At 58.8% G+C, this 24,802-nt stretch carries 28 protein-coding genes; 21 read left to right on the top strand and 7 right to left on the bottom strand.

Features of this window, described 5'->3' with window-relative positions; translation table 11 throughout:
• Positions 1–30: 30 nt before the first annotated feature.
• The 3 genes from AFK63_RS18425 to AFK63_RS18415 all read right to left on the bottom strand — a co-directional run bounded on the left by AFK63_RS18425 (position 31) and on the right by AFK63_RS18415 (position 2,465).
• Positions 31–597 carry an NADPH-dependent FMN reductase gene (locus AFK63_RS18425; protein WP_038866384.1) on the bottom strand — a complete coding sequence of 189 codons (567 nt, stop codon included), beginning with the start codon at positions 595–597 and terminating at the stop codon, positions 31–33.
• Positions 598–626: 29 nt separating this feature from the next.
• Positions 627–1,376, bottom strand: coding sequence for a 4'-phosphopantetheinyl transferase family protein (locus tag AFK63_RS18420; protein WP_038866382.1), 750 nt, complete (start codon positions 1,374–1,376; stop codon positions 627–629).
• A 228-nt stretch (positions 1,377–1,604) separates the two neighbouring features.
• The gene (locus AFK63_RS18415) at positions 1,605–2,465 is read right to left on the bottom strand and encodes a LysR family transcriptional regulator (RefSeq protein WP_038866379.1); all 861 of its coding nucleotides are present in this window, start codon (positions 2,463–2,465) and stop codon (positions 1,605–1,607) included.
• A 241-nt stretch (positions 2,466–2,706) separates the two neighbouring features.
• Between AFK63_RS18415 and AFK63_RS18410 the strand changes: the two genes are divergently transcribed.
• From AFK63_RS18410 to AFK63_RS18310, 21 genes are all read left to right on the top strand, one after another.
• Positions 2,707–3,453 (top strand): 2OG-Fe dioxygenase family protein, encoded by a 747-nt coding sequence (locus tag AFK63_RS18410; protein WP_038866377.1) that lies wholly within the window; start codon positions 2,707–2,709, stop codon positions 3,451–3,453.
• Positions 3,437–3,919 carry a GNAT family N-acetyltransferase gene (locus tag AFK63_RS18405; RefSeq protein ID WP_038866369.1) on the top strand — a complete coding sequence of 161 codons (483 nt, stop codon included), beginning with the start codon at positions 3,437–3,439 and terminating at the stop codon, positions 3,917–3,919. The genes AFK63_RS18410 and AFK63_RS18405 overlap by 17 nt, the downstream gene beginning before the upstream one ends.
• Complete coding sequence (locus AFK63_RS18400; RefSeq protein WP_038866366.1) at positions 3,901–4,623, top strand: AzlC family ABC transporter permease; 723 nt, start codon at positions 3,901–3,903, stop codon at positions 4,621–4,623. Before AFK63_RS18405 ends, AFK63_RS18400 begins: the two co-directional genes overlap by 19 nt.
• Positions 4,599–4,925 carry an AzlD domain-containing protein gene (locus tag AFK63_RS18395; RefSeq protein WP_038866364.1) on the top strand — a complete coding sequence of 109 codons (327 nt, stop codon included), beginning with the start codon at positions 4,599–4,601 and terminating at the stop codon, positions 4,923–4,925. Before AFK63_RS18400 ends, AFK63_RS18395 begins: the two co-directional genes overlap by 25 nt.
• Positions 4,926–5,019: 94 nt before the next feature.
• Positions 5,020–6,456, top strand: a complete 1,437-nt coding sequence (locus AFK63_RS18390) for a methionine--tRNA ligase (RefSeq protein WP_038866362.1) — start codon at positions 5,020–5,022, stop codon at positions 6,454–6,456.
• Entirely contained in the window at positions 6,453–6,917 is a 465-nt protein-coding gene (locus tag AFK63_RS18385) for a hypothetical protein (RefSeq protein WP_038866358.1), read from the top strand. The genes AFK63_RS18390 and AFK63_RS18385 overlap by 4 nt, the downstream gene beginning before the upstream one ends.
• Complete coding sequence (locus tag AFK63_RS18380) at positions 6,908–7,378, top strand: GNAT family N-acetyltransferase (RefSeq protein WP_038866356.1); 471 nt, start codon at positions 6,908–6,910, stop codon at positions 7,376–7,378. Before AFK63_RS18385 ends, AFK63_RS18380 begins: the two co-directional genes overlap by 10 nt.
• Positions 7,366–8,619 carry an alpha/beta hydrolase gene (locus tag AFK63_RS18375; protein ID WP_038866354.1) on the top strand — a complete coding sequence of 418 codons (1,254 nt, stop codon included), beginning with the start codon at positions 7,366–7,368 and terminating at the stop codon, positions 8,617–8,619. The genes AFK63_RS18380 and AFK63_RS18375 overlap by 13 nt, the downstream gene beginning before the upstream one ends.
• 4 nt (positions 8,620–8,623) lie before the next feature.
• A complete protein-coding gene (locus tag AFK63_RS18370) occupies positions 8,624–10,261 on the top strand; it encodes an amino acid adenylation domain-containing protein (protein ID WP_038866351.1) in 1,638 nt (545 codons plus the stop codon).
• Positions 10,239–10,886, top strand: coding sequence for a cupin domain-containing protein (locus AFK63_RS18365; RefSeq protein ID WP_050568189.1), 648 nt, complete (start codon positions 10,239–10,241; stop codon positions 10,884–10,886). Before AFK63_RS18370 ends, AFK63_RS18365 begins: the two co-directional genes overlap by 23 nt.
• A complete protein-coding gene (locus tag AFK63_RS18360; protein ID WP_038866349.1) occupies positions 10,886–11,935 on the top strand; it encodes an NAD(P)/FAD-dependent oxidoreductase in 1,050 nt (349 codons plus the stop codon). Before AFK63_RS18365 ends, AFK63_RS18360 begins: the two co-directional genes overlap by 1 nt.
• The gene (locus tag AFK63_RS18355) at positions 11,932–12,846 is read left to right on the top strand and encodes an ABC transporter substrate-binding protein (protein WP_038866347.1); all 915 of its coding nucleotides are present in this window, start codon (positions 11,932–11,934) and stop codon (positions 12,844–12,846) included. Before AFK63_RS18360 ends, AFK63_RS18355 begins: the two co-directional genes overlap by 4 nt.
• A complete protein-coding gene (locus AFK63_RS18350; RefSeq protein WP_038866345.1) occupies positions 12,843–13,718 on the top strand; it encodes an alpha/beta hydrolase fold domain-containing protein in 876 nt (291 codons plus the stop codon). Before AFK63_RS18355 ends, AFK63_RS18350 begins: the two co-directional genes overlap by 4 nt.
• Before the next feature lie 7 nt (positions 13,719–13,725).
• Positions 13,726–14,124, top strand: a complete 399-nt coding sequence (locus AFK63_RS18345) for a rhodanese-like domain-containing protein (protein WP_007732908.1) — start codon at positions 13,726–13,728, stop codon at positions 14,122–14,124.
• A 94-nt stretch (positions 14,125–14,218) separates the two neighbouring features.
• On the top strand, positions 14,219–14,596 hold the full coding sequence (locus AFK63_RS18340) for a nuclear transport factor 2 family protein (protein WP_038866342.1): 378 nt from the start codon (positions 14,219–14,221) through the stop codon (positions 14,594–14,596).
• Between the two features lie 12 nt (positions 14,597–14,608).
• Positions 14,609–15,949 (top strand): SidA/IucD/PvdA family monooxygenase, encoded by a 1,341-nt coding sequence (locus tag AFK63_RS18335; RefSeq protein WP_038866339.1) that lies wholly within the window; start codon positions 14,609–14,611, stop codon positions 15,947–15,949.
• A 33-nt stretch (positions 15,950–15,982) separates the two neighbouring features.
• Entirely contained in the window at positions 15,983–17,275 is a 1,293-nt protein-coding gene (gene ectB, locus AFK63_RS18330) for a diaminobutyrate--2-oxoglutarate transaminase (RefSeq protein WP_038866337.1), read from the top strand.
• Positions 17,276–17,285: 10 nt separating this feature from the next.
• Entirely contained in the window at positions 17,286–18,500 is a 1,215-nt protein-coding gene (locus AFK63_RS18325) for an NAD(P)/FAD-dependent oxidoreductase (protein ID WP_038866335.1), read from the top strand.
• Between the two features lie 9 nt (positions 18,501–18,509).
• Positions 18,510–18,773, top strand: a complete 264-nt coding sequence (locus tag AFK63_RS18320; RefSeq protein WP_038866334.1) for an acyl carrier protein — start codon at positions 18,510–18,512, stop codon at positions 18,771–18,773.
• 1 nt (position 18,774) lies between these two features.
• Positions 18,775–19,728 carry a hypothetical protein gene (locus tag AFK63_RS18315; RefSeq protein ID WP_038866332.1) on the top strand — a complete coding sequence of 318 codons (954 nt, stop codon included), beginning with the start codon at positions 18,775–18,777 and terminating at the stop codon, positions 19,726–19,728.
• Position 19,729: 1 nt separating this feature from the next.
• Positions 19,730–21,007 carry an MFS transporter gene (locus tag AFK63_RS18310; protein WP_038866330.1) on the top strand — a complete coding sequence of 426 codons (1,278 nt, stop codon included), beginning with the start codon at positions 19,730–19,732 and terminating at the stop codon, positions 21,005–21,007.
• 86 nt (positions 21,008–21,093) lie between these two features.
• Here the strand turns inward: AFK63_RS18310 and mnmE are convergent, their stop codons facing one another.
• The 4 genes from mnmE to rnpA all read right to left on the bottom strand — a co-directional run bounded on the left by mnmE (position 21,094) and on the right by rnpA (position 24,796).
• On the bottom strand, positions 21,094–22,458 hold the full coding sequence (gene mnmE, locus AFK63_RS18305; RefSeq protein WP_038866327.1) for a tRNA uridine-5-carboxymethylaminomethyl(34) synthesis GTPase MnmE: 1,365 nt from the start codon (positions 22,456–22,458) through the stop codon (positions 21,094–21,096).
• 105 nt (positions 22,459–22,563) lie between these two features.
• Positions 22,564–24,213, bottom strand: a complete 1,650-nt coding sequence (yidC, locus tag AFK63_RS18300; protein WP_038866325.1) for a membrane protein insertase YidC — start codon at positions 24,211–24,213, stop codon at positions 22,564–22,566.
• A 2-nt stretch (positions 24,214–24,215) separates the two neighbouring features.
• Positions 24,216–24,473, bottom strand: coding sequence for a membrane protein insertion efficiency factor YidD (yidD, locus tag AFK63_RS20865; RefSeq protein WP_004386003.1), 258 nt, complete (start codon positions 24,471–24,473; stop codon positions 24,216–24,218).
• The gene (rnpA, locus tag AFK63_RS18295; protein ID WP_004386002.1) at positions 24,437–24,796 is read right to left on the bottom strand and encodes a ribonuclease P protein component; all 360 of its coding nucleotides are present in this window, start codon (positions 24,794–24,796) and stop codon (positions 24,437–24,439) included. Before rnpA ends, yidD begins: the two co-directional genes overlap by 37 nt.
• Between the last annotated feature and the right edge of the window lie 6 nt (positions 24,797–24,802).

Here is a 24,802-nt window from a genome sequence, read left to right as displayed (position 1 = left end):
AAGGCCAGCGAATCGCTGGCCTTTTTACGGTTAGCGGCGCACCCGCCGGATGTAATCCGCAAATGCGGTCAACTGCCCCGTCAGGTGATCCCGCGTGCTCTGGTCCACCACTTCGCCCGTCTGCGTGTCCACTTTGTTCTGAATCGCCCCGCCCATAAACTCCGGCTTGTTCATCACCATTGCATCAAGGAAGACCAGGATCTGGCGCAGATGATACTGACAGCGCGCGCCGCCGATGGCGCCCATTGAACTGGTCTGAATCAAGACCGGCTTACCGGCGAGCGGCTGGTCCGGCAGGCGTGACAGCCAGTCGATGGCGTTTTTCAGCCCGCCCGGCACCGAATAGTTATATTCCGGCGTGACAATCACTACGCCATCCGCCTGGCGGATCTGCTCTGCTATCGCTTCCACCGTTTGCGGAAACCCCTCTTCCTGCTGAATATCAGCGTCATAAATCGGGATATCGCGAATGGAAGGCAACTCGGCGACCGTCATACCGGCAGGGGCCAGTTTCGGCAGCGTGCGGGCTACCATCGCGTTAAATGAGCCTTTGCGCAGGCTGCCAATCAGTGTTACGACGTTTAGTGTTTCAGACATAGAAAACCTCCGGGAAGTGTAAACGCAGATTAGTTGATAATCATCGCCTTTTCCGAGGGCAGGCTGGTAAAGCGCATCAGACGCGTATCCGGGCTGGTGCTGCGTTTACGCATATCCGGCAGGCTGTGCCAGCCCTGCACGCTGTCATATTCCCACAGGTAGAGTTTTTCGATGGCGGGCGACACCGCGACCGTCCAGATCAGCACGTCTTCGGCATCGCAGGCCGCCTCCACCAGCGGGAACTGCGCCACGCGCAGCTTGCCGGAGCCCGGCAGGAGCTGGAATTGCTGGCCGTCGTCGTTCTGCTGGCCTGTCAGCTTCAGCAGGCTGCGACGCAGCGTCACCAGTTGAGTGCGCGCTTCCATCGGGTCGTTTTGATTATCTATCCAGATCGTTTCATTTTTACTGAGCGTATGGCCGGTCTGCGGCGCGAGCGGGTGCGTAAAGGTACGCGTGGCGGGCTGTAGTTCCATATCGAGCCCGCAGCAGCCTTCCGTCGTGATCGCCACACCCAGCATGTTGCCGGTATAGGCGAGGGAGAAATCGGCGAGCCCGGCGTCGGCAAAGCGCGGACGGCCCTGCTCATTCACCACCACATCGGGCAGTACGGGAATGCCATAAAGCATGAAAACCAGCTCGGCCAGCAGCGAGCGCGACGCCAGGAAGCGGCTGCGGCGATGTTCCGGCAGGTTTTGCGCGGCTTTCAGCGCGTCGGCGGAGAGCCGGGGGGAGATACCAGGTTCGGGGCCAAGCATCCCTCTTGCAAAGTGCGTTGCCATTTTTCGCTCCGTGATAATGGTCAGTGACTGTTAGTTATGGAAATTACGAATGCGTAATCTGCAACTAATCAGTCCGATAATGTTTAGGTTTTAATGCCTAATTCGGATACTGAAAAGAGGGCTACACGGACATTTACAAAACTCTCACTCGCTACCGTCCACGCCCCGGTAAAAAGGCGCTTTCCGGGGCCGCCAGCGGAGGCTGGCGAGGGCTGCCAGCAGCACGGCTTATGCGGTCAGTGGGATCTCAGGCAGATGCACCACATTGTTATAGAACGACTCCAGATCGTGCTCAGTCAGGATCGGCTCTTTCATTATCAGATGCACATCCAGAATATCTTCAAAGCCCGGCAGAATGGTCAGGCCGTTCGCCTGCGCCAGATCCTGGGAAATAATTCCGATGCTGCTAAAGCTTTTCATCAGCGACACGGTAATCAGTTCGCTGCCGGAGAAAATCACGCTCGCCTCCTGCAGTAGCGGTTTATGCCGGGCGGTGAATTTATCGAAGCTTGCCGAATAAGGGCATTCCGCCAGCGGCTGAACCAGCGTCGAGGCCGCCGCCGCGTTTTCTGCCGAGCAGGCGGCGATGACTTTGATATGCAGGCCGGTTAATTTAATACTGTAAAAGCCCGGCGGCACGTTCCCGCCCAGCACCACCGCGATATCGGTTTCATCTTTCGATATTTTCACCAGGTTTTCCGGCGATTCCGACGTACTGAAAATCACGCTGTAATCGCTCAGTTTGTCGATCATAAAGTTGATGATTTTCTTGTTGGTATCGACAGAAAAGGTGCTGTTTAAGGCGATGCGAATCGGCGTAGAGGTGCTCTTTTTAAGCTGTTCGGCTTTCAGGCGCAGATGCTCAGAGGTTTTAACGACATTCATAATATACGGCAGCAAATGCTTGCCTTCCGGCGTCAGCACCGCGCCTTTATTGGTGCGGTTGAATATTTTAAATCCGAAATATTCCTCCGCTTTGTTAATCTGCGCCGCCAGCGCCTGAATGGTGAGGCTGGCTTCTTCCGCAGCACAGGTTAATGACCCAAGCTGCGCGGTTTTTAGCAGATTTCTCAATACTTTAATATCCATGACCACCTCCTGACGTGCCGGTCATTCCTTTATATCACGGCCATAAGAATTATCAATTGATAGCCAGACGTTACGCTGGTTGAAAACACCAGCTTCCCCATTTTTTTTGGTCGGATAGTCCTCAAATACCCCTGATTAAAATGGTTATTAAGGCGCCTGAAAAAGAATTGAATATAAATAACTTAATTAGCTGGTAGGTTGAATCGAGACCAACCTAACCCTTCGGATGAATATAGAATATATGTTACAGCTCAATAAAAACATCGGCGACGACCTGAGAAAAAATAAAGCGGTAAATGTTCTGGGTTCTGATTTTTCACTTTCCGGCGGATTTAGCGATTTCGTTAAATTCACCCAAAGCTGGGAAACCATGGGCGTGGATAAATTCTACGGGCAGGCCGATCGCGGCACGCGTTATCGCCGCTATAGCGATTTTGACTATAACCCGGTCACCAAAACATTAACGCCGCTCGGCCATCGCGCTTATGAACAGTCCGTCGAGCACAATAAATATGTCGGCGGTATTGAACGTCACTTTGATGATATTACCACTGAGGTATTACATTCTCCGGTATTACGTTCGCTGGTGGAGCTGGATTTCAACGTTTATAAAGAAGTGCTGCCGCCGGAATTGCATAATGAAATCTGGCAGTGCCAGATCCATCAAATCCGCATTGAAATTAAGCCTGGCTGCGAACTGGAGATCACGCCGGAGGGTATCCACTGCGACGGTTATCCGTTCAGCGGCGTGCATTTCTGGGGCCGTCATAACGTTGAAGGCGCTATGAGCCAGGTCTTTAAGAAAGATGGCACGCTGGTGGATTCCGGAACGTATCGTAATATTCTGGATACCACTTTCTTCCTCGATCGCGAAATGCTGCATTACGTCACTTCGGCGTTTAATCCAACAGATAACGCGATGGGCTTTCGCCAGATTATCGCCGTTTCGTTTTCAAGACCGGGGACGGAATATGATATCATCAAATAATCTTCAGCTTATTTCCTCTGACGCCGATAAAAGCGCCGCGCCGGAAGGGCTGATTATTTCTAAAGCTACATTAAATGACGCCTGCGATATCGTCAGCTTTTTAAAATTCTTTAAAGAGGTGGCCTTTTGTGAATGGCAGGATGAAGAGCATATTCGCAAAATCGTCGCGGCAGAAAATGCCCGCTGTTATTTAGCCAAAGATGAAAGTGGCGCCCTGGTGGGCGCCATTATTGGCGGTATGCTGGGCACCCGCGCCACGTTAAATCACATCGCGATTTCGCCGATTTTCCGCAAAAACAAGATTGGCACTGTGCTGACAAAAACCATTCTGAATGATTTTTATCTTAGCGGTATTAAACGTGTCTTTCTGTTTATTGAAGATAAAAACCAGGTCGCGTTCAATTTCTGGCGCTCCCAGGGGTTTCAACCGACCACAGGAGAAACGACGTGCGAACTGGATCTTTAAAAAACCTGAATTACGCCGAGCGTAGCGATTTTAAAGAGAGCCTGATTAACGCCTCGCCAATCATGGCGGGGTATTTCGTCGTCGCGTTTGTTTTCGGCGTGATGTGCCTGAACGCCGGGCTGCCGGTCTGGTTCCCGGCGGCGATGTGCCTGTTCGTTTACGCGGGCACCTCGCAGTTTGCCGCACTGACGCTCCTTACCTCGGGCGCCTCGCTGCTGCCCATCGTGCTCTCGACGCTGCTTATCAATTCCCGACACATTTTAATGTCGATGTATATGTCGAAGAAAATCGGCCCGGTCGGTATGTCAGCGTTTAAAAAATCGCTCTACGCGTTCGGCCTGACGGATGAATCCTTCGCGATGCACAGTCAGCGTCTTGAGAGCCGCATCGCCACTACGGCGAGCTATCTGCTGAGCTTCAACGCTTTTTGTCATCTGTCATGGATAGCGGGCGGATTCGCGGGGGCGGTGGCCTCGGAATATCTGGCGAAATTTATCAGCTTCCGGCTCGATTACGCGCTGACGGCCATGATGCTCTTTGTGCTGGTAGCGCTGTGCAACACCACCGGTAAACGCATCGTCGCGCTGGTCTCCATCGCGACCACTATCGGCATGAATTTTATCCATATTTCACCGCTCAACGTCTTTGTGGCGACGGCGGTCGGCTGCGGAGTGGGCGTATGTCTCAAGAAATCTTCCTCCTGATTGTCATCTTCTCAATGATGGCGGTGACGTTCGCTATCCGGCTGGTTCCGCTGCATCTGCGCCCGGAGCGCACGCCGCGCGTTATTAACGCGGTGATTGAGTACATTCCGGCGGCGGTCATTTCCAGCATTACGATCCCGGCGCTGTTCTTTCCGCAAAACGCCGGGTTCAGTCTGTATAACGCCAGCGTTCTGGCAGCGGTTCCGGTCGTATTAACCGCGTGGTTTACCAAAAATTTGATTGTCAGTGTGGTGGTGGGCGTTATCTGTCAGGTTCTCGCCAGCCATTTTCTTTTTGGGTAATTCGGTTTCGTTTTCAGCAGTAATTACGTTGTCGCCTGGTGTCAACGGGCGACGGGTTCAGGCTTGCTTTATCACGGATTCAGGGTAATTCCCGATGGCGAAATATATTGTGACGATAACCCCGCCTACGCCGAACGGCGATCTGCATCTGGGGCATCTTTCCGGGCCATTTCTGGCTGCGGATGTGATGCGCAGAGCGCTGCGCGACCGCGGGCATGACGTCTTATTTGTCTGCTACAGCGATGATTATCAAAGTTACTTACCCCGCAAAACCAGCGTGCTGATGCGCCAGCCGTTCGACTATGGCCGGCTGATGCGCCGCGCCATGAGCCTCTCGCTTGAGCTTGCGGATATCCATCTCGACCACTTTATGCAGGCTGCCGACAGCAGCGCTTACCGGCTTTCCGGCGAGCACTACGCCGCCTGCGTGTCGCATCAGGTATCGCTGCGTCCGGCGAAAACCTTCCACTGCGCGGCCTGCGATCTCTATGGCTATGAAGGCTTTGGCCGCACCAACTGCAACTGGTGCGGCACCTCGTCTGACACCAGCCAGTGCGAACACTGCGCCCGCGTGCCGGATGTCGAACAGATAGAGACCATGACGTGTATGTCCTGTCAGGGGCCGATGACGCCCGTGCGCGTGAAGCTACACGTCTGGGATATCGGGCAAAACTATCCGGCAGTTGCCGCGGCGCTGCGTCCGCGGCCGCAGCGCGCCTGCCTGACGCAATTCCTTGACGAGGTGCTGGCCGACACCGGCGCGCAGTGGCACATCACGCGCCCCGGCGACGCGGGCCTGCCGGTCGCCGCGCTCGATTACTACCCGCTCCATACCTGGTTTTTAGGTATGGCGGGCTACCGCGCGAGCGTGATGTCTTATCTTGAGGAAAACCCGGCGCGCGGCAGTTTTGCCGAATGGTGGTCGCCGCAGACGGAGCTGGTGCACTTTCTGGGGTTCGATTGCTCATACAGCCATGCCGTCGCCTACAGCAGTCAGCTGCTGGCCGATGACACCGGGCCGCGTCCCGGCGCGTTTCTGACCAACCGTTTCCTGAAGCTGGATGGCGAGGATTTTTCCACCAGCCGTGGTCACGCCATCTGGATAAAAGATCTCACAGGGCTTTATCCCGCCGATGCGATCCGCCTCTATTGCGCGCGCTACGCCCCGGAAACCGAAGTGAAAAACTTCAGTCGCGCCGATTTCCAGCACTGGTATCAGACGCAGTTTCTGCCGCTGACCACGCATATCGCCGATGCGGCGCCTTTCACCGCTTCGCTGTCGCCTGCGCAGGAGGCGCAACTGCTTGACCATCCGGCGCGCCTTAAATGGCTTGAGGCTTCCACGCTGAACGCGTTTTCCATTTCCGCAATGGCGGAGGCGCTGCTGGAACTGGCAACGTTTATCCAGGCGACGCCTGCGTTCGCCACATCGGCGCAGGCGTGGGAAGTGCTGGCGGAGATGGCTTCGCCGCTCTGTCCGGGGCTTGCGCAGAGCATGCAGCATTCGGTTAAGCGGAGCATTGCGGCATGAACCCGTTTCTCTATCAACCGCGCAACGCCGGGTTTCACGGCGTGCTGGAGCTCGACGCCCGGCGGCTCAAGATTTACCGCATCGCAAGCCAGGAACAGGCAGAGGTGCCGCTGCCAGAACGCGAGCGGCAACGCGCGCTGTTACGCGAGGCGCTGAGCGAAGACCGCTGGCCGACCGATCATCAAATTGGGTTTGCGATTTTTCACTTTGCCAATGACGGCGTTTATCTGCTGGTCAGCAGCTGGTGCGACGCCAATATGTTGCGCCACCAGGTCTTCACGATATCGCCGCAGGGCAGGCTTGAGCCGCTGGATGCCAGCCGCATCGTCGCCTGCGTCTGGGAACTCGCGATTATCTGGCACGAACGCAATCTCTGGATCCAAGAGGCGATGGCGCAGGCAGAACTCAGCCCGGCCGGCGTACAGCGCTACCTTTCGCAAGGATATGAAGGATGGGTCTGATGATTCGCCGGTTGCAGCCGGAAGATTTAACCCAGCTGGTGGCGCTGTGCGCCGACCATGCCGCCTACGAAAAGCTCGACTATGTGCCGGATAACCAGGCGGAGCGGCTTCAGCAGGCGGTGTTCGGCGAACCGGCGCGGCTTTATGTCTGGGTCGTCGCCGACGGGCAGCAGTTGCGCGGTTATCTCTCCGCCACGCTCGATTACTCCACCTGGTCGGCAGCGCCGTTCGCCTATATGGATTGTCTCTATTTACAGGCGCCGATGCGCGGCCAGGGATGGGGCCGCAAGCTGTTAGCAACGCTTGCGGCGTTCGCCGAAGAAAACGGCTGCCGCCAGATCCAGTGGCAGACGCCGCCGGACAATCTGTCGGGCATCGGGTTTTATCAGGCCATCGGCGCGCACTCGCTGCCAAAAAGCCGGTTTCATCTCAATAAGGGCGTCGGATTATGGGAAAGCTAAGCGCGTCGCTTATCGACAACCTGCTGGAGGAGCTGACCGCCCGTGACGAGCAGGCGTTAAGCCGCCTGCGCCTGTCGCTGTCGCCAGACGCCATTGATGCGGCGTTGCTGGCGCGCAGCCCGGTCACGCGCAAACTGCCTGAGCCGACGCGCAGGGAAAGCATCGCGCGCCTGCATATGTCGCTTCAGGGGGCGCATGGCGAGGAGATTGCCGATACGCCGCTGTTTACGCTGCTGCTGGACGGCCTTGCCGACGCGCTGCTGGCCGACGCCGGGCTGAATACGCTGAAACCCGCGCCGGACGTCGCGAGCCTCTCCCTGCCGCACGCGCTGGAAACCCTGTTTGAGCGCCATGAAACGGCTCGCGGCGCGGTGTACATCAGCAAGCAGCAGGGCACGCCGCTGGTGGTAATCGGCGCGCTGGGAATTCCGCTCCAGGCATGGCAGCGGCTGGTGGCGGAGCCGCAGGGCTGGCGGCTGATCCTGCCTGAGCTGCCGTGCGGTACGCTGCTGGAGGGCGGGATGCGCAGCGAGGCGGACGTGCATGAGTACGCCGATATCCTCACGGAACAGCTCGCCGCCCTGACGCTTCCCGCGCGGCCCTGGCTGCTCGGCTGGTGCAATGGCGGACGTATCGCGCTGGAGCTGGCGCGCCGCCTGCGTGAGCGCGTCGAGGGTCTGTTTTTACTCTGCCCGACGCTTCGCGACGCCAGCGCGCCGCAGGATGGCAGCGCGTATGAGAACAAACTTCAGCAACTGTTCAGCCTGGTGCTCGGCAACCCGAAAACCGCGCCGTCAGTCGCGGTCATGGCCAGCAAACTGCTGGCGGCCCCGGACACCTCGCGCCTGCACGGCGCGGATTATCTGGCGGCGCTGCGCGGTTTGCCGCGCCGGTCGATGGCGGGCGCGCTGAGCGTGCCGATGCAGGATGCCGGGGCGCTCCTTAATTACGCCAGGCGCACCGCCAAAGATGAAGCCTTCGCCCGCGGCCGTGATTATCACCATCTGCCGATGCCGGTTTATCTGATTCAGGGCGCGGATGACCCGGTGGTATCCAACACGCAGGCGAGGCGCTGGCTGCGCGAGCGGCTGACGACCTTCGACACGTTTCAGATAACCGGCGCCGGCCATGTTCCGCAGGATTTGCAGTTTCCCTGGCTGATGGCGCTACTGAACCATGCCCGGCAGGGCCAGCGCTCGTCGTTGCCGCGCCGCGTTATTCACTATCATGGAGAGCATTAAGACGATGCCAGTTTCCCCTTACTGGGCTTATCAGGCGGATGCCGCGCAGACGCGCGACTACGCGCCCGGCGAGCTGTTCGCTTACGGCGTTGCCCTGCACCCCGATAAGCTTGCGATTAACGACGGCAAGCGCCACTACACCTTCGCCCAGCTGGAAGCGATGGCGACACGTCTCGCCCACTGGCTGGCGGCGCAGGGCGTCAGCGCGGGCGGCAGAGTGCCGGTGCTTTCACAGAAACACGCGCTGATGCCGGTTATCGCCGCGGCCTGCTGGAAGCTTGGCGCCGTCTATGTGCCGCTTGATGGTCAGCTGCCGGAAAACCGCCTGCGCAAGCTGCTGGCGCGTCTCTCCGGGCGCGTCGTGCTTTCGCTCAGCCGTGCGCCGCTGGCGGACACCGGTACCTGGCTTAGCGGCGAGGCGCTGATGACCGTTTGCGAAACCGGGCAGGCGCCGCCGCTCACCTGCGCCGTTCCGCATGATGACGATACGGCCTATATCATTTTTACTTCCGGCTCGACCGGCGAGCCGAAAGGCGTCGAAATCAGCGTCGGCAGCATGAAGACCTATTTTCGCGCGCATAACGAGGTGCTGCGTTTTACGCCTGATTCGCGCGTATTCAGTTTGTCGCCGTTTCACTTCGACGTATCCATCGAAGATACGCTGCTGCCGCTCTCGCTGGGCGCTTATGTTTACCAGTTCGCCAGCCTGCACGCCGGGCCGGTTATGCGCGCGGCGATCGCTCGCGAGCAGATAACCCATCTGATTGCCGTGTCGACGCTGCTGACGCTGATTACCGAAGGCGGAAAACAGATTTCGGCTGCGCATTTCGCGTCGCTGCAAATGGTGATGACCGGCGCGGAAGTCTGCGATCCGAAAATCATTAACCTCTGGAAGCAGAACCTGCCGGGTATTCGCCTCATCAATGCTTACGGCCCGACGGAAACCACGATCGTCTGCCTCTGTTACACCATCACGCAGGCGGATCCCCAGCGTGTCACCAGTTGGCCCATCGGTGAACCACTGCGGGATGTCGAATGCCTGGTGCTGGGCGATAACGGCGAACCTGTGCCGCCGGAAACGCCTGGCGAACTGTGCATCGGCGGGCCACTGGTGATGAAAGGCTATCTCGGGCAGCCTCAGGAAACCGATAAGGTCATTTTCGTGCGCGACGGCGTGCGTTACTACCGCACCGGCGACATCTGTCTGATGCAGACAGATGGCAACGTGCGCTATATCGGGCGACGCGACGACGAGGTCAAAATCGCCGGGCGACGCATCCACCTGGGCGAAATCCGCCAGAAATGCCTCTCAAGCGCTGGCGTGGAGCGCGCCGCCGTTCGCGTGATGGAAGTGCGCGGCAAAGCGCACATCGCGGTGGTGCTGACCGGCAAAAACGTGGCGCGGCTGCCGCATATCGAAGAGTACCTGCGAAGCGAGCTGCCGCATTACATGCTGCCGACCATCTGGGGCTGGGCGGATGACGTTAACCTCAGCTCCACGGGTAAAACCGACGAACGCACCCTGCTCGATCAACTTTTTAGCGCGGCGAACGCAACCCCGAGCCGCTATTTTCAGCGCCCGGAGGGCGACACTTTTATCCCGTTAAACGGAGTGGGCTATGAATCAGCAATCCCCCTTTGAACACGTTGAGCAGGCAATCCGCGCAAGCGTCGCCGCCATGCCAGCCGTTCCGCTGGAGGCGCATACCGAGCTTTACACGCTGGGCGTCGACTCGCTCACCACCATCAATATTCTGCTGGCGCTTGCCGAAACCTATCAGGTGTCGCTGGAACAGTTTGTCGATGAGATCGGCACGCTCGCGACGGTCGGCGATTTAACCGCGCTCGCCGGAACGTTCGCCGCTGCGGCAACGCCCGCGCCGGGCGCGCAGGTGAAGTTTTTTAGCGAGCAAACGCTGCATTATGAATATGGGCTGGACGGCATACGCACCTTTCCGTGGGAGGGCGTTAACACGCCGATAGGCTCCGGGTACTGCATCGTGCGGCCCATGACCGAAACGCTGCGTCATGTGAATCAGCCCGCCGATGAAGATGAGCTGTTTATCGGTATCGAAGGGCACGCCACGGTGATTATTGATGACCGGGCGTATCCGTTTACCAAAGGCGATCAGATTTTTATCCCGCGCGGCAGCAGCCATTTTGTACGTAACGATGGCGATGCGCCGTTCCATTTCTTCACCATCTGGTGGAACCAGGCGGGCGCGCGGGCGTATCTGGATCGCGAAACCGGCACGGGGGCGCGTTAATGAGCCCGACGCGGGATCTCATCATCATCGGCGCGGGGCTTGCGGGCAGCGCGCTTGCGGCGAACGCCAGCCGTCTCGGCCTGCGTGTGCTGGTGCTTGACGCTACCACGCCGGGCGCAGGGGGCGCGACGGCCCACTCGCGCGGCATCGTGCGCGTTTACGATCAGCATCCGGTGCTGATGGAAATGAACCGCGACGGCGTGGCGGAGTGGGCGCGCACGGCGCAGCGCTGGCCTGGCGTCTTTACCCGCTGCGGCGTGCTCTATCTGCTGAAAGAGGAACATCACGATAACGCCCGGAGCGCCATTGAAGATTTTTCCGGCGACGACTATCCGATGGCGCTTATCGAACCGGCGCGCGCGCGGCACATGCTGCCCGCGCTGACGCCAGACGCGGGCGACATCATTTTATGGGAGCCGCTGGGCGGGTATGTGAATCCGCGCTTCGCCTGTCAGGCGTTTATCGCCGAGGCGCGCCAGCAGGGCGCTCAGGTGCTGGAAGGCACCAGCGTCAGCGCGGTCAGCCAGACCCGGGAAGGCGCGAGCGTAACGGCGGGAAGCCAGACCTTTACCGCCCGGCTGGCGGTAGTGGCGGCGGGCGCCAGCAGCGTCACGCTCGCCGCGAACAGCACGGTGTTCAGCCGCACCATTCCGCTCAGCAGTCTGTATAGCGCCACGGGCGACGCGCCCGGCGTCTGCCTGCTGGATGAGCGCAGCGGCGGGTATATTCGCCCTGACGGCCGCGACGTCGCGTTCGTCGGCGGCGCGCCGCAGCATGACGCCGCGAGGCCGGAGCAACTGCAATGGAGCAAAGCGAACCAGCGCTATCACCAGAAGCTGACGCAGCGCCTGCTGCCCGGCAGCGAGTTAAGCGTGGTCGACGGGCGTGAAGGTTATGACGGGTATACCCACGATTTGCTGCCGGAAATGCGTCTTGAAAAAGGCGAGGCCATTGCGCTGTTTTGCGGCTTTTCCGGGCGCGGCGCGAAATATATTCCCGCCGCCGCCCGCCGCTTCAGCGAAAGGATAAAGGAGCGACTCTACCCATGAAACGTATCGCCTGCGTGGCCTGTCTCGATCCGAAATTTTCCATCCATACGCACACGTTTTTACGCGCGGTAGTCCTGGCGCGTCACAGCCTGCTGGGGTCTGATGTGCAGCTCCGGCTGTTTGACGATAGCGCCAGCCGGGAAGGCGCGCTACGCGCGGCGCGTGAGGTGCTGGCCTGGGCGCCGGATGCGGTCGTCGGACATTTTGCGTCCTCGACCGCTGACGCCGCCGCGCCGCAATACGCCGCCCAGGGCGTGCCGCTGTTTTTACCGGCCGCGACCGCCAGTCACCTGACGCGTAACGCCACCACCTGGCGGTTATGCGACAACGATGCGGATTACGTGGCCTGGCTGGGCGAGCTGATTGCGCAGGCGCAATGGGCGATCGCGCCGCCGGAGCATGACGGTTCGCTGCACGGGATTAGCGTCGCGGAGCAACTGGCGGACTGTCTTGATCTGACGCCCTACGGCGCGACCCGAATTTTCTCCGGGCGTTACGCGGCATCGGTTCGCTATGCCATTCGCTGGGCGCATACCGACCTGCCGGGCAGGCTGATCCTCACCGATGACGCCGGCTCGACGGCGCTGGTGCCGGATCTGCTGGCGCACGGCGTCGACCCCGACCAGCACGACATTCTGATTGCGGGCATTTGTCCACACCCTGCGGGTGAAACCGCGCGGCGCGTCCGCCAGGCGTGGCGGCGACGCTGGGGCGGCGAGCCGGGAACGTATCTGTGGGAAACGCTGGCGGCGTTGCAGACCGCGGCGCGCTACCCGGAACTGCCTGCCCGGACGGTGCTGGGGCCGCTGCGCTTTGACGAACAGCGGGAAAGCCGCCCGTCCAGTTTCCGGCTCTGGCGCGTGACGCGCCGCGGGCTGATGGCCTGGCAGCCTGTTACGGAGGCGGTATGACGCAGACGCAACCGCTGGCAAAAGATTTCGCCAGCCTGCTGGCCGTGCGCAATGTGATGATGTCCGCCCGCGTGACGAACGAAACCGACTATGGCCGCGCGCGCGTGGCGCGCTGGATTTCAGGCCTTTCCGCGCCGCTTGCCTGCGACATGCGCGAGGAGGCGGGCGTCCGGCGCTTTTATCCGGAGGTGGTGCGCAATCCGCAGCCGATTTTTTATCTCCACGGTGGCGGGCTGGTCTATTACTCGACGGCGACGTTCGCGCCATTTTTAAGCGCGCTGTGCCAGCAAACCGGGCGTGAGGTTTATGCGTTCGATTACCCGAAAGCGCCGGAGACGCCAATGCAGGATTGCGTTGACGCGCTGGAAAGGCAACTGGCAGAGTGGGTAACCCCTGAGCGCCGTCCGGCGCTGGTGGGTGACAGCGTCGGCGGCCTGCTGGCGCTCTGGTTCGCCAGCGGCCCGTTCGCGGGCGCGTTTTCCAGCCTGCATTTGATTTATCCGGTGCTGGCTTGCCACCACAATTTCGCGTCGTTTGACGAATTCGGCGAGGGCTATCTGCTGGACGCGCAGACAATGCGCGGGTTCGCCCGCCACTGGCTGTCGTGGTGCGGCGAGCAGCGGTTCGATCCGCTCAGCCCGGGCTTCGCATACCGGGCGTTGCCTTCCTGTACGGTGCATACCGCCGGATATGACGTTCTGAAGGATGAAGGCCTGGCGTTTGTCGCTCAGGCCCGCGAGCAGGGATGTTCGCTAACGCATTATCACCACCCCACGATGCCGCATGATTTCTGTCTGTACGCGGGGAAACTACCAAGCGCACAGCGTGCTGTGGATGTCATTGCAGACGCGCTAACCAACCGAACGGAGTAAGAAAGCTATGTCAAACCTTGAACAGCTGGCGTATTACCAGAAAAAACTCTCCTTTGAAGCCGATTCATGGGATCTCTATCTCGCGCTGAAAGCCGGGGAAAATATCGTGGTCGTGGATGGTCGTAGCGAAGAGGCGTACCAGCGTGAGCATATTCCGGGCGCGATTAACCTGCCGCATAAAGCGCTGTGCTTTAACAACACTACCGAGCTGGATAAATCCAAAGTGTATATCTGCTATTGCGACGGCATCGGCTGTAACGGCTCGACCAAGACCGCGATGAAGCTGCTGACGCTGGGTTTCCAGGTGAAAGAGCTTATCGGCGGGCTGGACTGGTGGAAACGCGACGGTTACGCCACTGAAGGTCATCAGGGCCGCGACGGCACACCGGTAAGCTGCGGCTGCTGATAATACCCTGAAGGCGGATAAGCCTCGCTTCTCCGCCCCTTATTAAAAATAACGCTTTTTTCAGGAATTAATCACTAATTCTGACGGGGTTGCTATGTCCGCAAATAATGCTCAGCGGGTTGCTGCGGTGTGCGAAAAATTCCGCACGCTGGATATGGAAATCATTATGTCCTGTTTTACGAAAGATGTGACGGTGAATTATAACCAGCTGGAAACGCTGCACGGCAAAGCGGCGTTAAATGAATTCCTGACGCCGCGCTACCGGGTGCTCGGCGATTACCGGCTGGATAAAAAAATTATTATGGAAGAGGGCGATCGCGTCTGCGTTGAAGTGCGCGCGAACTATGTCAATAAAAATACGCAGGTCGCTTTTCAGAGCCGTATTTTTGAAGTTCTGGTGTTTAAAGAAGATCTTATTTCCCACTGGGATTATATCGGCCACAGCGAAGAAATTATTTCCTGGTCAATTTAATGGAGCGCGCAAATGACCACGCAAATGAATGATGCCGGGAACACTCCTGGTAATGAAACGGAATACGATATTATCGGCATTGGTTTTGGCCCGGCGAATATTGCGCTGGCGATTGCATTAGAAGAGTTTGGCTTTAAAGGAAAATGCCTGTTTCTGGAGCGTCGTGACGGCCCCTGCTGGCAACCGCAAATGCTGCTGTCGGGCAGCGATATCCAGAATCATCCGGCGCGCGATCTGGTGACGCCGCGCAACCCGCGTAGCCGCTATACCTTTCTCAACTTTCTGTTTGAGAAGAACCGGTTGTTTGAGCATCTCAACCTGGGGCTCGAATTCCCCCTGCGCCGGGAGTTTGCGGAATATGTCACCTGGGTGGCGCAGGCGTTTTCGCATCAGGTGAAATATGGGCAGAATGTCACCAGAATCAGCCTTGATAAAAGCGTGGAGCCGCAGCGCTATCAGGTGGAAACCGCCGACGGCGCCGTATGGCGCGCCCGCGCGCTGGTGGTGGCGCCGGGCCGCACGCCGCTTATCCCGGAAGTCTTCACCCACGCCAGCCGTGAGCGGGTTTTCCACCTGACCTCGTATCTGGAAAGCCTGGAGATGCTCAATGCGCGTCGTCCGCTGCGCCGGATTGCGGTCGTCGGCGGCAGCCAGAGCGCGGTGGAAATCCTGCTGCATCTGCGCCAGAGCTGGCCGCAGGTGGAGGTTATTAATATTCAGCGCGGCTATGGGTTTCGCCTGAAGGATACCAGCCCGTTTAGCGAACATGTCTATTTCCCGGAGTTCGTGGATTACTACTTCTCCAGCTCTGCGGCGGCGAAGCAAAACATCAACCGTCATCTGCATTACACCAACTACTCCTCGGCGGATAAAGACGTTATTCACCAGCTCTATGTTGGCCTGTATGAAGACAAACTCGCCGGCCAGCAACGGGTGCAGATCCTCGCTAACCAACAGATAACCGGCTATCACGAAATGGCGTCGGGCTGCACGCTGCATCTGACCGACAGCCATACCCACCGCCTGCAAACCGTAAGCGACCTGGACGGCGTCGTGCTGGCGACCGGTTTTCGCAATCTCGGCAACGGCGAGAGCGAAGAGCTGTGCCCACCGCTGTTAAGCGAGCTCTACCCGATGATTGAAACCCAGGAGAGCGGCTTTTTGAAAATCAACCGCGACTACAGCCTGAGCTCCCGGCCCGGTTGCGCGCTGCCGCCGCTGTTCCTTAACGGCCTGTGTGAATCCTCGCACGGCTATGGCGATGCGGGATCTTTCAGCCTGTTATCGCTGCGTGCGAAGGATATCTGGCTGTCGCTCTCGCCGCTGCTGCAGGAGCAGGAAGTACCGGTCTGACTTTCTCTTTTTTCTCTGGAAACGGTAAAAAATATGACTACGCATGAGACGCTTTTCGATGTTTTTGCCCGCCATGAGTCCTCGGCGCGCAGCTACTGCCGCAACTTTCCGGTGGTGTTTCAGCGCGCGAGCGGAAGCTATCTGTATGACGCGCACAATAACGCCTGGCTCGATTTTTTAAGCTGCGCCGGGGCGGTGAACTACGGCCATAACCCCAACGCCCTGAAGCAGGCGCTGCTGGAATATGTGGCCAATGACGGCATTCAGGCCGCGCTGGATCTGCATTCCGAAGCCAAGATGGCGTTTATCCTCGACTTTAACCGGCTGATCCTGACGCCGCGCGCGCTGGATTACCGGATGCAGTTTACCTCCCCGACCGGCACCAGCGTGGTGGAGTCGGCCATCAAGCTTGCCCGCAAAACCCGCGAGCGCGCCACCATCGTGGCGTTTACCAATGGCTTTCATGGGATGTCGTCAACGGCGCTGGGACTGACCGGCAATCGCGATAACCGCCAGCCGTGGGCTGACGCGCATGTTTTTCGTCTGCCGTATGAGGGCTATCTCGATGGTCTGGATTCTGTCGCGTATCTGGAAAGGCTGCTGACGGATAACAGCTCCGGGCTCGACGTGCCGGCGGCGGTTATCCTGGAAACCGTTCAGGGCGAAGGGGGCGTGAATGTCGCCTCCGCCGGGTGGCTGCAACGGCTGCGCGAGCTGACACGGCGGCACAACATTTTGCTGATCGTGGATGATATTCAGGCGGGCTGTGGGCGTACCGGCGAGTTTTTCAGTTTTGAGTTCGCAGGTATCGAGCCGGACATCGTCTGCCTGTCTAAATCGTTAAGCGGCTATGGACTGCCGTTCTCGCTGCTGCTCTATAAACCGGAGCTGGATCAGTGGAGCCCTGGCGAAGACAACGGCACCTTTCGCGGCAACACGACGGCATTCGTCACCGCCCGCGCCGCGCTGACCACCTTCTGGGCCGACGATGCGCTGAGCCAGCACGTATTTCAGCTTGAGAGCGTGGTGAAGCAGTGGCTGGCGGAAATCCATCTGCGCTTCGCGCCCTTTATCAAAGCGACCCGTGGCCGCGGGCTGTTTTACGGTATTGAGTTCCACCAGCCGGAACACGCCCGCGCCGTGTCGCGCGCCTGCTTTGAACAGAAGATGATTATCGAACGGGCAGGCGACCGCGACCAGGTGGTGAAACTGATGCCCGCGCTGACCATCAGCGAGGCGCAGCTGCGCGACGGGCTCGACATTCTGCAACGCGCGATGGAAGGCGTGCTGGCCGACGCGCTTCTTGACCAGCCGATCGCCGTATAAGGAGCCGACCATGACTTATGACGTGTTAATTGTCGGCGGCGGCGTGGGCGGAAGCGCCTGCGCCATCCTGCTGCGCCAGTTGGGAATGACGGTGCGCCTTATCGAAAAAATGCCGGACGCGCAGCGCTATAAAAAGCTCTGCACCCATTTTATCCAGCCCGCCGCGATACCGGTGCTGGAGCAGCTCAACATGGCGGCGCTTGCCAGCCCGCCTTACAGCGTGCGCACCAAAGCGGCGTTTATTACCGCCGCCGGGTATATCGACCCGGAAGGCGGCTATGGCCCGGCGAGCGAGGGCTATGCGCTGAATCTTGAGCGTTCGGTGCTGGACCCGGCGCTGCGCCAGCAGGCGGAAAACGCGGGCGTGGAGAGCGGATTTGGCGAGCGCGTGACGGCGCTTGAACGCACGCCGGACGGCTGGACGCTGACCATTGAGAAAGACGCGCAGTCTCAGTTGCTAAGAGGCCGGATGCTGGTGGCGGCCGATGGCCGCACCTCCGCCATCGCCCGACTGACGAGTAACGAGGCCGTAGCGCATGAAAATCAGCGCGCGACGTTCTTCGCGTATTGCTCGGGCATTGCAGCGCCGGCACAGGGGCGCTCGCTTTTTGCCCACAGCGCGGGCGGCATGGCGTTTCTCTATCCGCTGACGGGCGGGCGCACGCTGCTGTCGGCTTATGTGGATAAAGAGACGGCGAAACGCTGGCAGGAGGAGGGCGCGGAACAGGCGTTGCTGCGCTACTTCACGACCGTGCCGCAGATGCCGGACGTGCGTAACGCGCGCTTTGAGACGCCGGTTTACGGTTATCAGGATTACCCAAGCCTGGTACGCCAGCCGGTGCACGCGGATATCGCTTTTATCGGCGACGCGGCGCTTTCGCTCGACCCGATGAGCGGCGTGGGATGCAGCTTTGCGCTCCAGGCGGCGTCGATGCTTGCGGCATCGCTGGGCGAGCAGGCGAGCCTGCCGGCGGCGCTGAAGGCTTACGCGCAGCGTTTCAACGGATATTTCCCGGCCCACGCGCGCGGCATTATCGCCGATTCGCTGATAACCAAAGATGAAGCCCGCCAGCAGCAGCTGTATCAGGCGATTCTGGCGGATCCGATGCTGCAACGCCAGTACCGCGATCTGACCGGGCGTCTGCTGTCGCCGCCGGCGTTTCAGAATGCGTATCTGGTGAGTAAAGCGCGTCAGCGTACCGCCACGGCGCGGGCAGGCGCATAAGGAGAGAGGATGTCTGAGCAATCTGTCGCCGCGCTGGAGGCGGTGATTCTGGAAAAACTGGCGCTACAGCTGCCTGATAAAGGGCCGTTTGGCGCGCAGACCCCCTTCGCGTCGCTGGGCGTGGATTCGATAGGTGTGGTTATCCTGGTGGCGGAACTGGAGAGCGAGCTGGATTTTGTGTTCGACCCCGCCGATCTGGATATGACTCACTTTACGCATGCCGGGCGTCTCGCCTCGCTGTTACACAGTAAATACCAGCTCACAGGAGAGTGACATGATGACGGATATTCTCTATCCGCACGATGCGCAGCTCTATGACCGACGCTTTATGAACTGCGCCGAGCGTCACGCCGTGGTGTTTCTTAAAGAGCGCCGGGCGCAAACCGATCTGCTTTTTTACCGCGCGCTGGTAAGCAGCGATGAGATTTTTCGCCAGATTATCCAGCAAAAAAAGCCGAAATATAATTTTGTGAATGGCTGTTTCAGTGAACCGGATCTAAACGCGCTGGGTATTTATCCGCACGAACTACGCGGCGAATGTTTTGCGCAAATTAAGCCGGATATCGACGCGCTTATTCGGCAGCATGGATTTGTGCTCATTTCCGGTTCGGTATTTTATTTCCCGCACTGCCCGGAATACCGACAGAAACATTTACATCATCTGGTGGTGTTGAATGGCACAGATGAAGCGCATGGCCGTTATCAGGTCGCCGATGATAATCCGGCAAGCGTACTGTGCCAGTATCAATATGGATTACAGGACGTGGCGGGATTTTTTGATAATAACGGCGACCGACTGGCGCGCTGGTTTACGCTTGATAATTACAACAGCGACGAAGCGACTCACTATTTCCAACATGCGCTGCGCAATTACCTTAGCCATTATCAGGACAGCCAGCAGTTTTTATCCGACATTGAGGACTATCTGAAAGATAATTTTGAAGCACGTGAAATTAAATTGCAGTTATTACATGACGGATTCAGTTTACTATCAGGATCGCGAACGCTGTTCGCTCACTATTTATCGCTTCAGCATCCCGACCAGGACGCCATAACTGAACTGGCGCGCCAGCTCGGCCAGCAGGCGTTTATTCTGAAAAGCCTGGTGGTGAAAGCGCGCATTACTCAGCGGCTGGATATGGCCGATCTGGCGACGCGCGCCCGACAGTTTCAGGAGCAGGAAAGCGCTTTGTTACAGGCATTACGCACTCTGCTGCGAGGACATTGAGATGACCACAACGGTACAGAAAAAAGGCTACGGGGAGCTGCTGCGTGAAAAACGCTTCTTTCCGTTCTTTTACAGCCAGATCCTGACGAACCTGGGCGACGGGCTGTTTTCCGTTTCGCTTATCTATTACGCGCTGAAGATTGGCTCGTCTTCGGCGACGCTTGGGGCCATCGTGTTTGCCATCACGCTGACGCGCGGCCTGCTCGGGCCGCTGGGCGGCGTCATCAGCGACCGGCTTGACCGGCGCAGCTACGTCATTTGCCTCGAAGTGTTGCGCACCCTGAGCGTGCTGGCGATCCCGGCGCTGTATTATGCGGGCTGGCTTAACATTTACGGACTGTCGGCTATCGGCGTGTTTATCTCCACCCTGTTTGCGATTTCCGTGCCGGCGGCGAAAGCGCTGATCCCGACGCTTGCCGGAACCGAACGTCTGCAGCTGGCGAACGGGTTGATCCAGACGGTTACCTGGCCCGCGTTTTTCCTCGGCTCCGGCCTGCTGGCGCTGCTTCAGGACCGCATTCCTTCCCAGATGCTGTTTGTGGTGACGGGCGCGGTCTTCGGCGTTTCAAGCCTGCTGCTGTGGACGATGCCGAAGAGCGAACCGCGTCCCGCCCCCGCGAACCGCCTGACGCCGGGTGTGTTTTTCCAGGAGCTGCGCAACGGGTATCAGGTGTTGCATGTTGACCCGGTGATGCGCACCCGCGTCTGGCTGTATGGCGCGTTTACGTTCTTCTGGCGCGGCAGCCTGCAAATCTGCATCCCGATCCTTATCCTGCGCACGCTGGAAAGCCCGCCGTGGCTCTACGGCGCGCTGATGTTCGCCAACGGACTGGCGGAGCTGCTGGCGAATTTGTGGGTCGGGAAGCGGTTCTTCCAGCGTCCGCTGCTGTTTACCTACTCCTGCGAAGTGCTGCTCGGAAGCGGCCTGCTGCTGCTGGCGCTGAGCCTGTGGCTGCCGTTCACTTACCTCTGGCTGTTCTCGGCGGTTATTCTGATTGGCGTCGCGGCCGCGACCATTGATATCCCGCTGCTGACGGTTATCCAGAAGCAGATCCCGGCGGAACATGTCGGGAAGGTGATCAGCTACTGGTTTACCATCGGCTCCTGCGGCGGCGCGGCGGGCTCGCTGCTGCTGGGGATGCTGTTCGACCTGGTGCCGGTCGGCACCGGCATTATGATGACCGGCGCGGCATGTCTGTTTATCGGGCTCGCGTTTTACAGCTGGGCGCACAAGCGCAACACGTTTACGGAGGAGCGCGGCGTGGACGCGGTGGTGTGATGTCACGAGGCCGAAAGATTAAAAACCCGCATTAACAGCGCGTTAATGCGGGTTAGTGGATGCTTACTTACCGATGTGAAGCGGCGTTATTTACCGATACAGAAGCTTGAGAAAATGCGGCCCAGCAGATCGTCGGAGGTGAATTCGCCGGTTATCTCGCTTAACGCCTGTTGCGCCAGACGCAGCTCTTCGGCCAGCAGCTCGCCCGCCCAGGCACCCAGCAGCTGCGCTTTGCCCTGTTGCAGATGGTTGGCTGCCGTTTCCAGCGCCTGCAGATGACGGCGACGGGCCAGGAAACCGCCTTCCATGCTGGTGTCAAAGCCCATGCTCTGTTTCAGATGGCTGCGCAGCACGTCCACGCCGTCGCTGGTGCGCGCGGAGAGGCGAACAAGTGAGTGACCATTTACTTCGCTGATACCCGGCAGCTCGCCAGTGACGTCCGCTTTGTTACGCACGACGGTAATCGGCAGTGTCGCGGGCAGACGAGCGATAAAATCGGGCCAGATCTGCGCCGGGTCGGTGGCGTCGGTCGTGGTGCCATCTACCATAAACAGCACGCGATCAGCCTGTTCAATCTCCTGCCAGGCGCGCTCGATACCGATGCGTTCCACCTCGTCGCTCGCTTCACGCAAACCGGCAGTATCGATGATGTGCAGCGGCATGCCGTCGATATGAATATGCTCGCGCAGCACGTCGCGGGTGGTGCCGGCGATATCCGTGACAATCGCCGCCTCGCGGCCCGCCAGCGCGTTCAGCAGGCTCGATTTGCCCGCGTTCGGGCGCCCCGCAATCACCACTTTCATCCCTTCACGCAGCAGGCTACCCTGGCGCGCTTCGGCACGGACGGCGTCAAGATCGCCGATGACCTCATTAAGCTGCGCCTCGATTTTCCCGTCCGAGAGGAAATCGATCTCTTCATCCGGGAAATCGATAGCCGCTTCGACAAAGATACGCAGGTGGGTGAGCGCCTCGACCAGATGGTTCACGCGGGCCGAGAACGCGCCCTGTAAGGAGTTGAGCGCCGAACGGGCCGCCTGCTCGGAACTGGCGTCGATAAGGTCGGCGATGGCTTCCGCCTGGGCGAGATCGAGCTTGTCGTTAAGAAACGCGCGCTCGGAGAATTCGCCAGGACGCGCGATGCGCACGCCGGGAAGGGTGAGGATACGTTTTAACAGCAGATCGAGGATCACCGGGCCGCCGTGGCCCTGTAATTCCAGCACATCTTCGCCGGTAAAAGAGTTGGGGCCAGGGAACCACAGCGCGATCCCCTGATCGAGCGCCGTGCCGTCGGCGTCTTTAAACGGCAGGTAATCGGCATAGCGCGCTTTCGGCAGTTTGCCCAGCACCGCCTGCGCCACGTCCCGCGCCTGCTGGCCGGAGACGCGCAGAATGCCCACGCCGCCGCGTCCGGGAGGCGTCGCCTGGGCGACAATAGTGTCGTTATGGCTCATGGTTTGTCTCATGTCATACCAATAAAAAGGGCGGTCATCAGACCGCCCTTAACGTTATATTCCTTTGCCGGATGGCGGCTTCGCCTTATCCGGTTTACTACCGAATCAGGACTTCTTCTTCTCGCGGCTATGCAGACCGCGTTTTTCCAGACCGCGGTAGATCAGCTGCTGCTGAAGGATGGTCACCAGGTTGCTGACGATATAGTACAGCACCAGACCGGACGGGAACCACAGGAAGAAGACCGTAAAGATGACCGGCATAAAGGTCATGATCTTCTGCTGCATCGGGTCGGTCACGGTGGTCGGCGACATCTTCTGAATGAAGAACATGGTCGCGCCCATCAGGATCGGCAGAATGTAGTACGGGTCCTGCGCGGAAAGGTCATGGATCCACAGCGCGAACGGCGCGTGACGCAGTTCCACAGAGCCCATCAGCATGTAGTACAGCGCAAGGAAGATAGGCATCTGGATCAGCAGCGGGAAGCAGCCGCCCAGCGGGTTCACTTTCTCCGCTTTGTACAGCGCCATCATCTCCTGGCTCATACGCTGCTTATCGTCACCCAGACGCTCACGCATAGCCTGAATCTTCGGCTGCAGCAGGCGCATTTTCGCCATGGAGGTGTACTGCGCTTTGGTCAGCGGGTACATCACGCCACGAACGATAAAGGTGATGGCGATAATCGCAAAGCCCCAGTTGCCGAGGAAGCCGTGGATCCATTTCAGCAGCTTGAACAGCGGCTGAGAGATAAACCACAACCAGCCGTAGTCAACGGTCAGGTCAAGGTGCGGCGCGACCTGCGCCATTTTGTCCTGAATTTCCGGGCCGACCCACAGCGTGCTCGCAAGCGATGCTGTCTGGCCTGGCTGTACCTGAACCGGTGCGGATTTGTAACCGATAGCGGCCACGCCATTACCCAGGTTCGCAGTATAGAAGTTGTTGGTGCCGTTGTTCGTCGGAACCCATGCGGTTGCGAAGTACTGCTGGAGCATCGCTACCCAGCCGCCTTTGGCGTTCACGTTCAGATTTTCATCGTCGGCGATAGTATCGAACTTATATTTCTCATACTTCTCGTCCGGCGTGGAGTAGGCCGCGCCGCGGAAAGTATGCAGAGCAAAGTTGTTGCTGCCGGTGTCGCGATGGCTCGGCAGATCGATGGTCTGCTTCAGCTGGCCGAACGTGGAGACTTCAAGCGGCTGCGTGCCGGCGTTCTTCACGTTGTAACCCACATACACGGCGTACTGGCCGCGTTTCAGGGCGAACGTTTTGGTGAAGGTGTTGCCTGCCGCGTCGGTGAAGGTCATCGGGATCAGCAGTTCATTCTGACCGTCAGCCAGGACGTAAGTGTCGCGATCGACATTATAAAGCGGGCGACCCTGATTGTTATTCGGGTTGTCCGGGCCGTTACGACCGGTCAGGCCGCTCTGTGCCTGATAAACGAATTCAGGTGTGGTTTCCAGCAGCTGGAACGGCTCGCTGGAGCCCAGCTCTTTCGGGTATGCCAGCAGAAGTGCCTGCTCGATGTCGCCACCACGGGTATTGATGGTAAGAGAAAGGACATCGGTCTTAACGGTAATGAGTTTCCCCTGGCCACTGGCCGGTACGCCCTGGCTTGCGGCGCTACCCGCTGCGGTGGTCGTAGTCTGCGTGGTCTGCTGAACCTGGGGTTTTGGAGCTTTATCTTGCTCCCAGGCTTGCCAGATCATGAAAGACACGAACAACAAAGCGATGACAAAAAGATTGCGTTGCGAATCCATCGTTAGTGTTCTCTGGTATCAAAAGGTCCTGGCGGGACGGGGTCGTCTCCACCCGGGTTCAAAGGGTGGCATTTTAATACGCGTTTCACTGTCAACCAACTGCCTTTTAACACCCCAAACCTGCGCAATGCCTCAATTCCGTACTGCGAACAGGTGGGGTGAAAACGGCAATGCGGCCCGAGAAGCGGACTAATGAAGCGTTGATAGACCCGGATGAGGGCTATCAGGAGCCGCGAACCAGGCGACAATGACGACGCCATAATTTTTCCAAAGCTTCCGAAAGCTCCCGGTTATCGAGGTCGGCAATCCCGCGCTTCGCCACCACCACGAAATCCATAGGCGGAAGTTCATGCTGACGTAAACGGAAGCTTTCACGCGTCAGACGTTTAATCCGATTGCGTTCATGGGCGCGTTTGACGTTTTTCTTGGCGACGGTAAGACCGATGCGGGGATGCCCCAGCGAATTAAGGCGGCCGAGGATGGTGATTTGCGGCGTGCCAGCCCGTTGTGGCTGCTGGAAGACGAAGGTGAAATGAGCGGGAGTTAACAAACGTAACTCCCTGGGAAATGCGAGCTTAACCACTAAGGG

The sequence above is a fragment of the Cronobacter muytjensii ATCC 51329 genome (genome assembly GCF_001277195.1).
GTDB classification, from domain to species: domain Bacteria; phylum Pseudomonadota; class Gammaproteobacteria; order Enterobacterales; family Enterobacteriaceae; genus Cronobacter; species Cronobacter muytjensii.
This window is presented reverse-complemented; position numbering and strand designations above follow the sequence as displayed.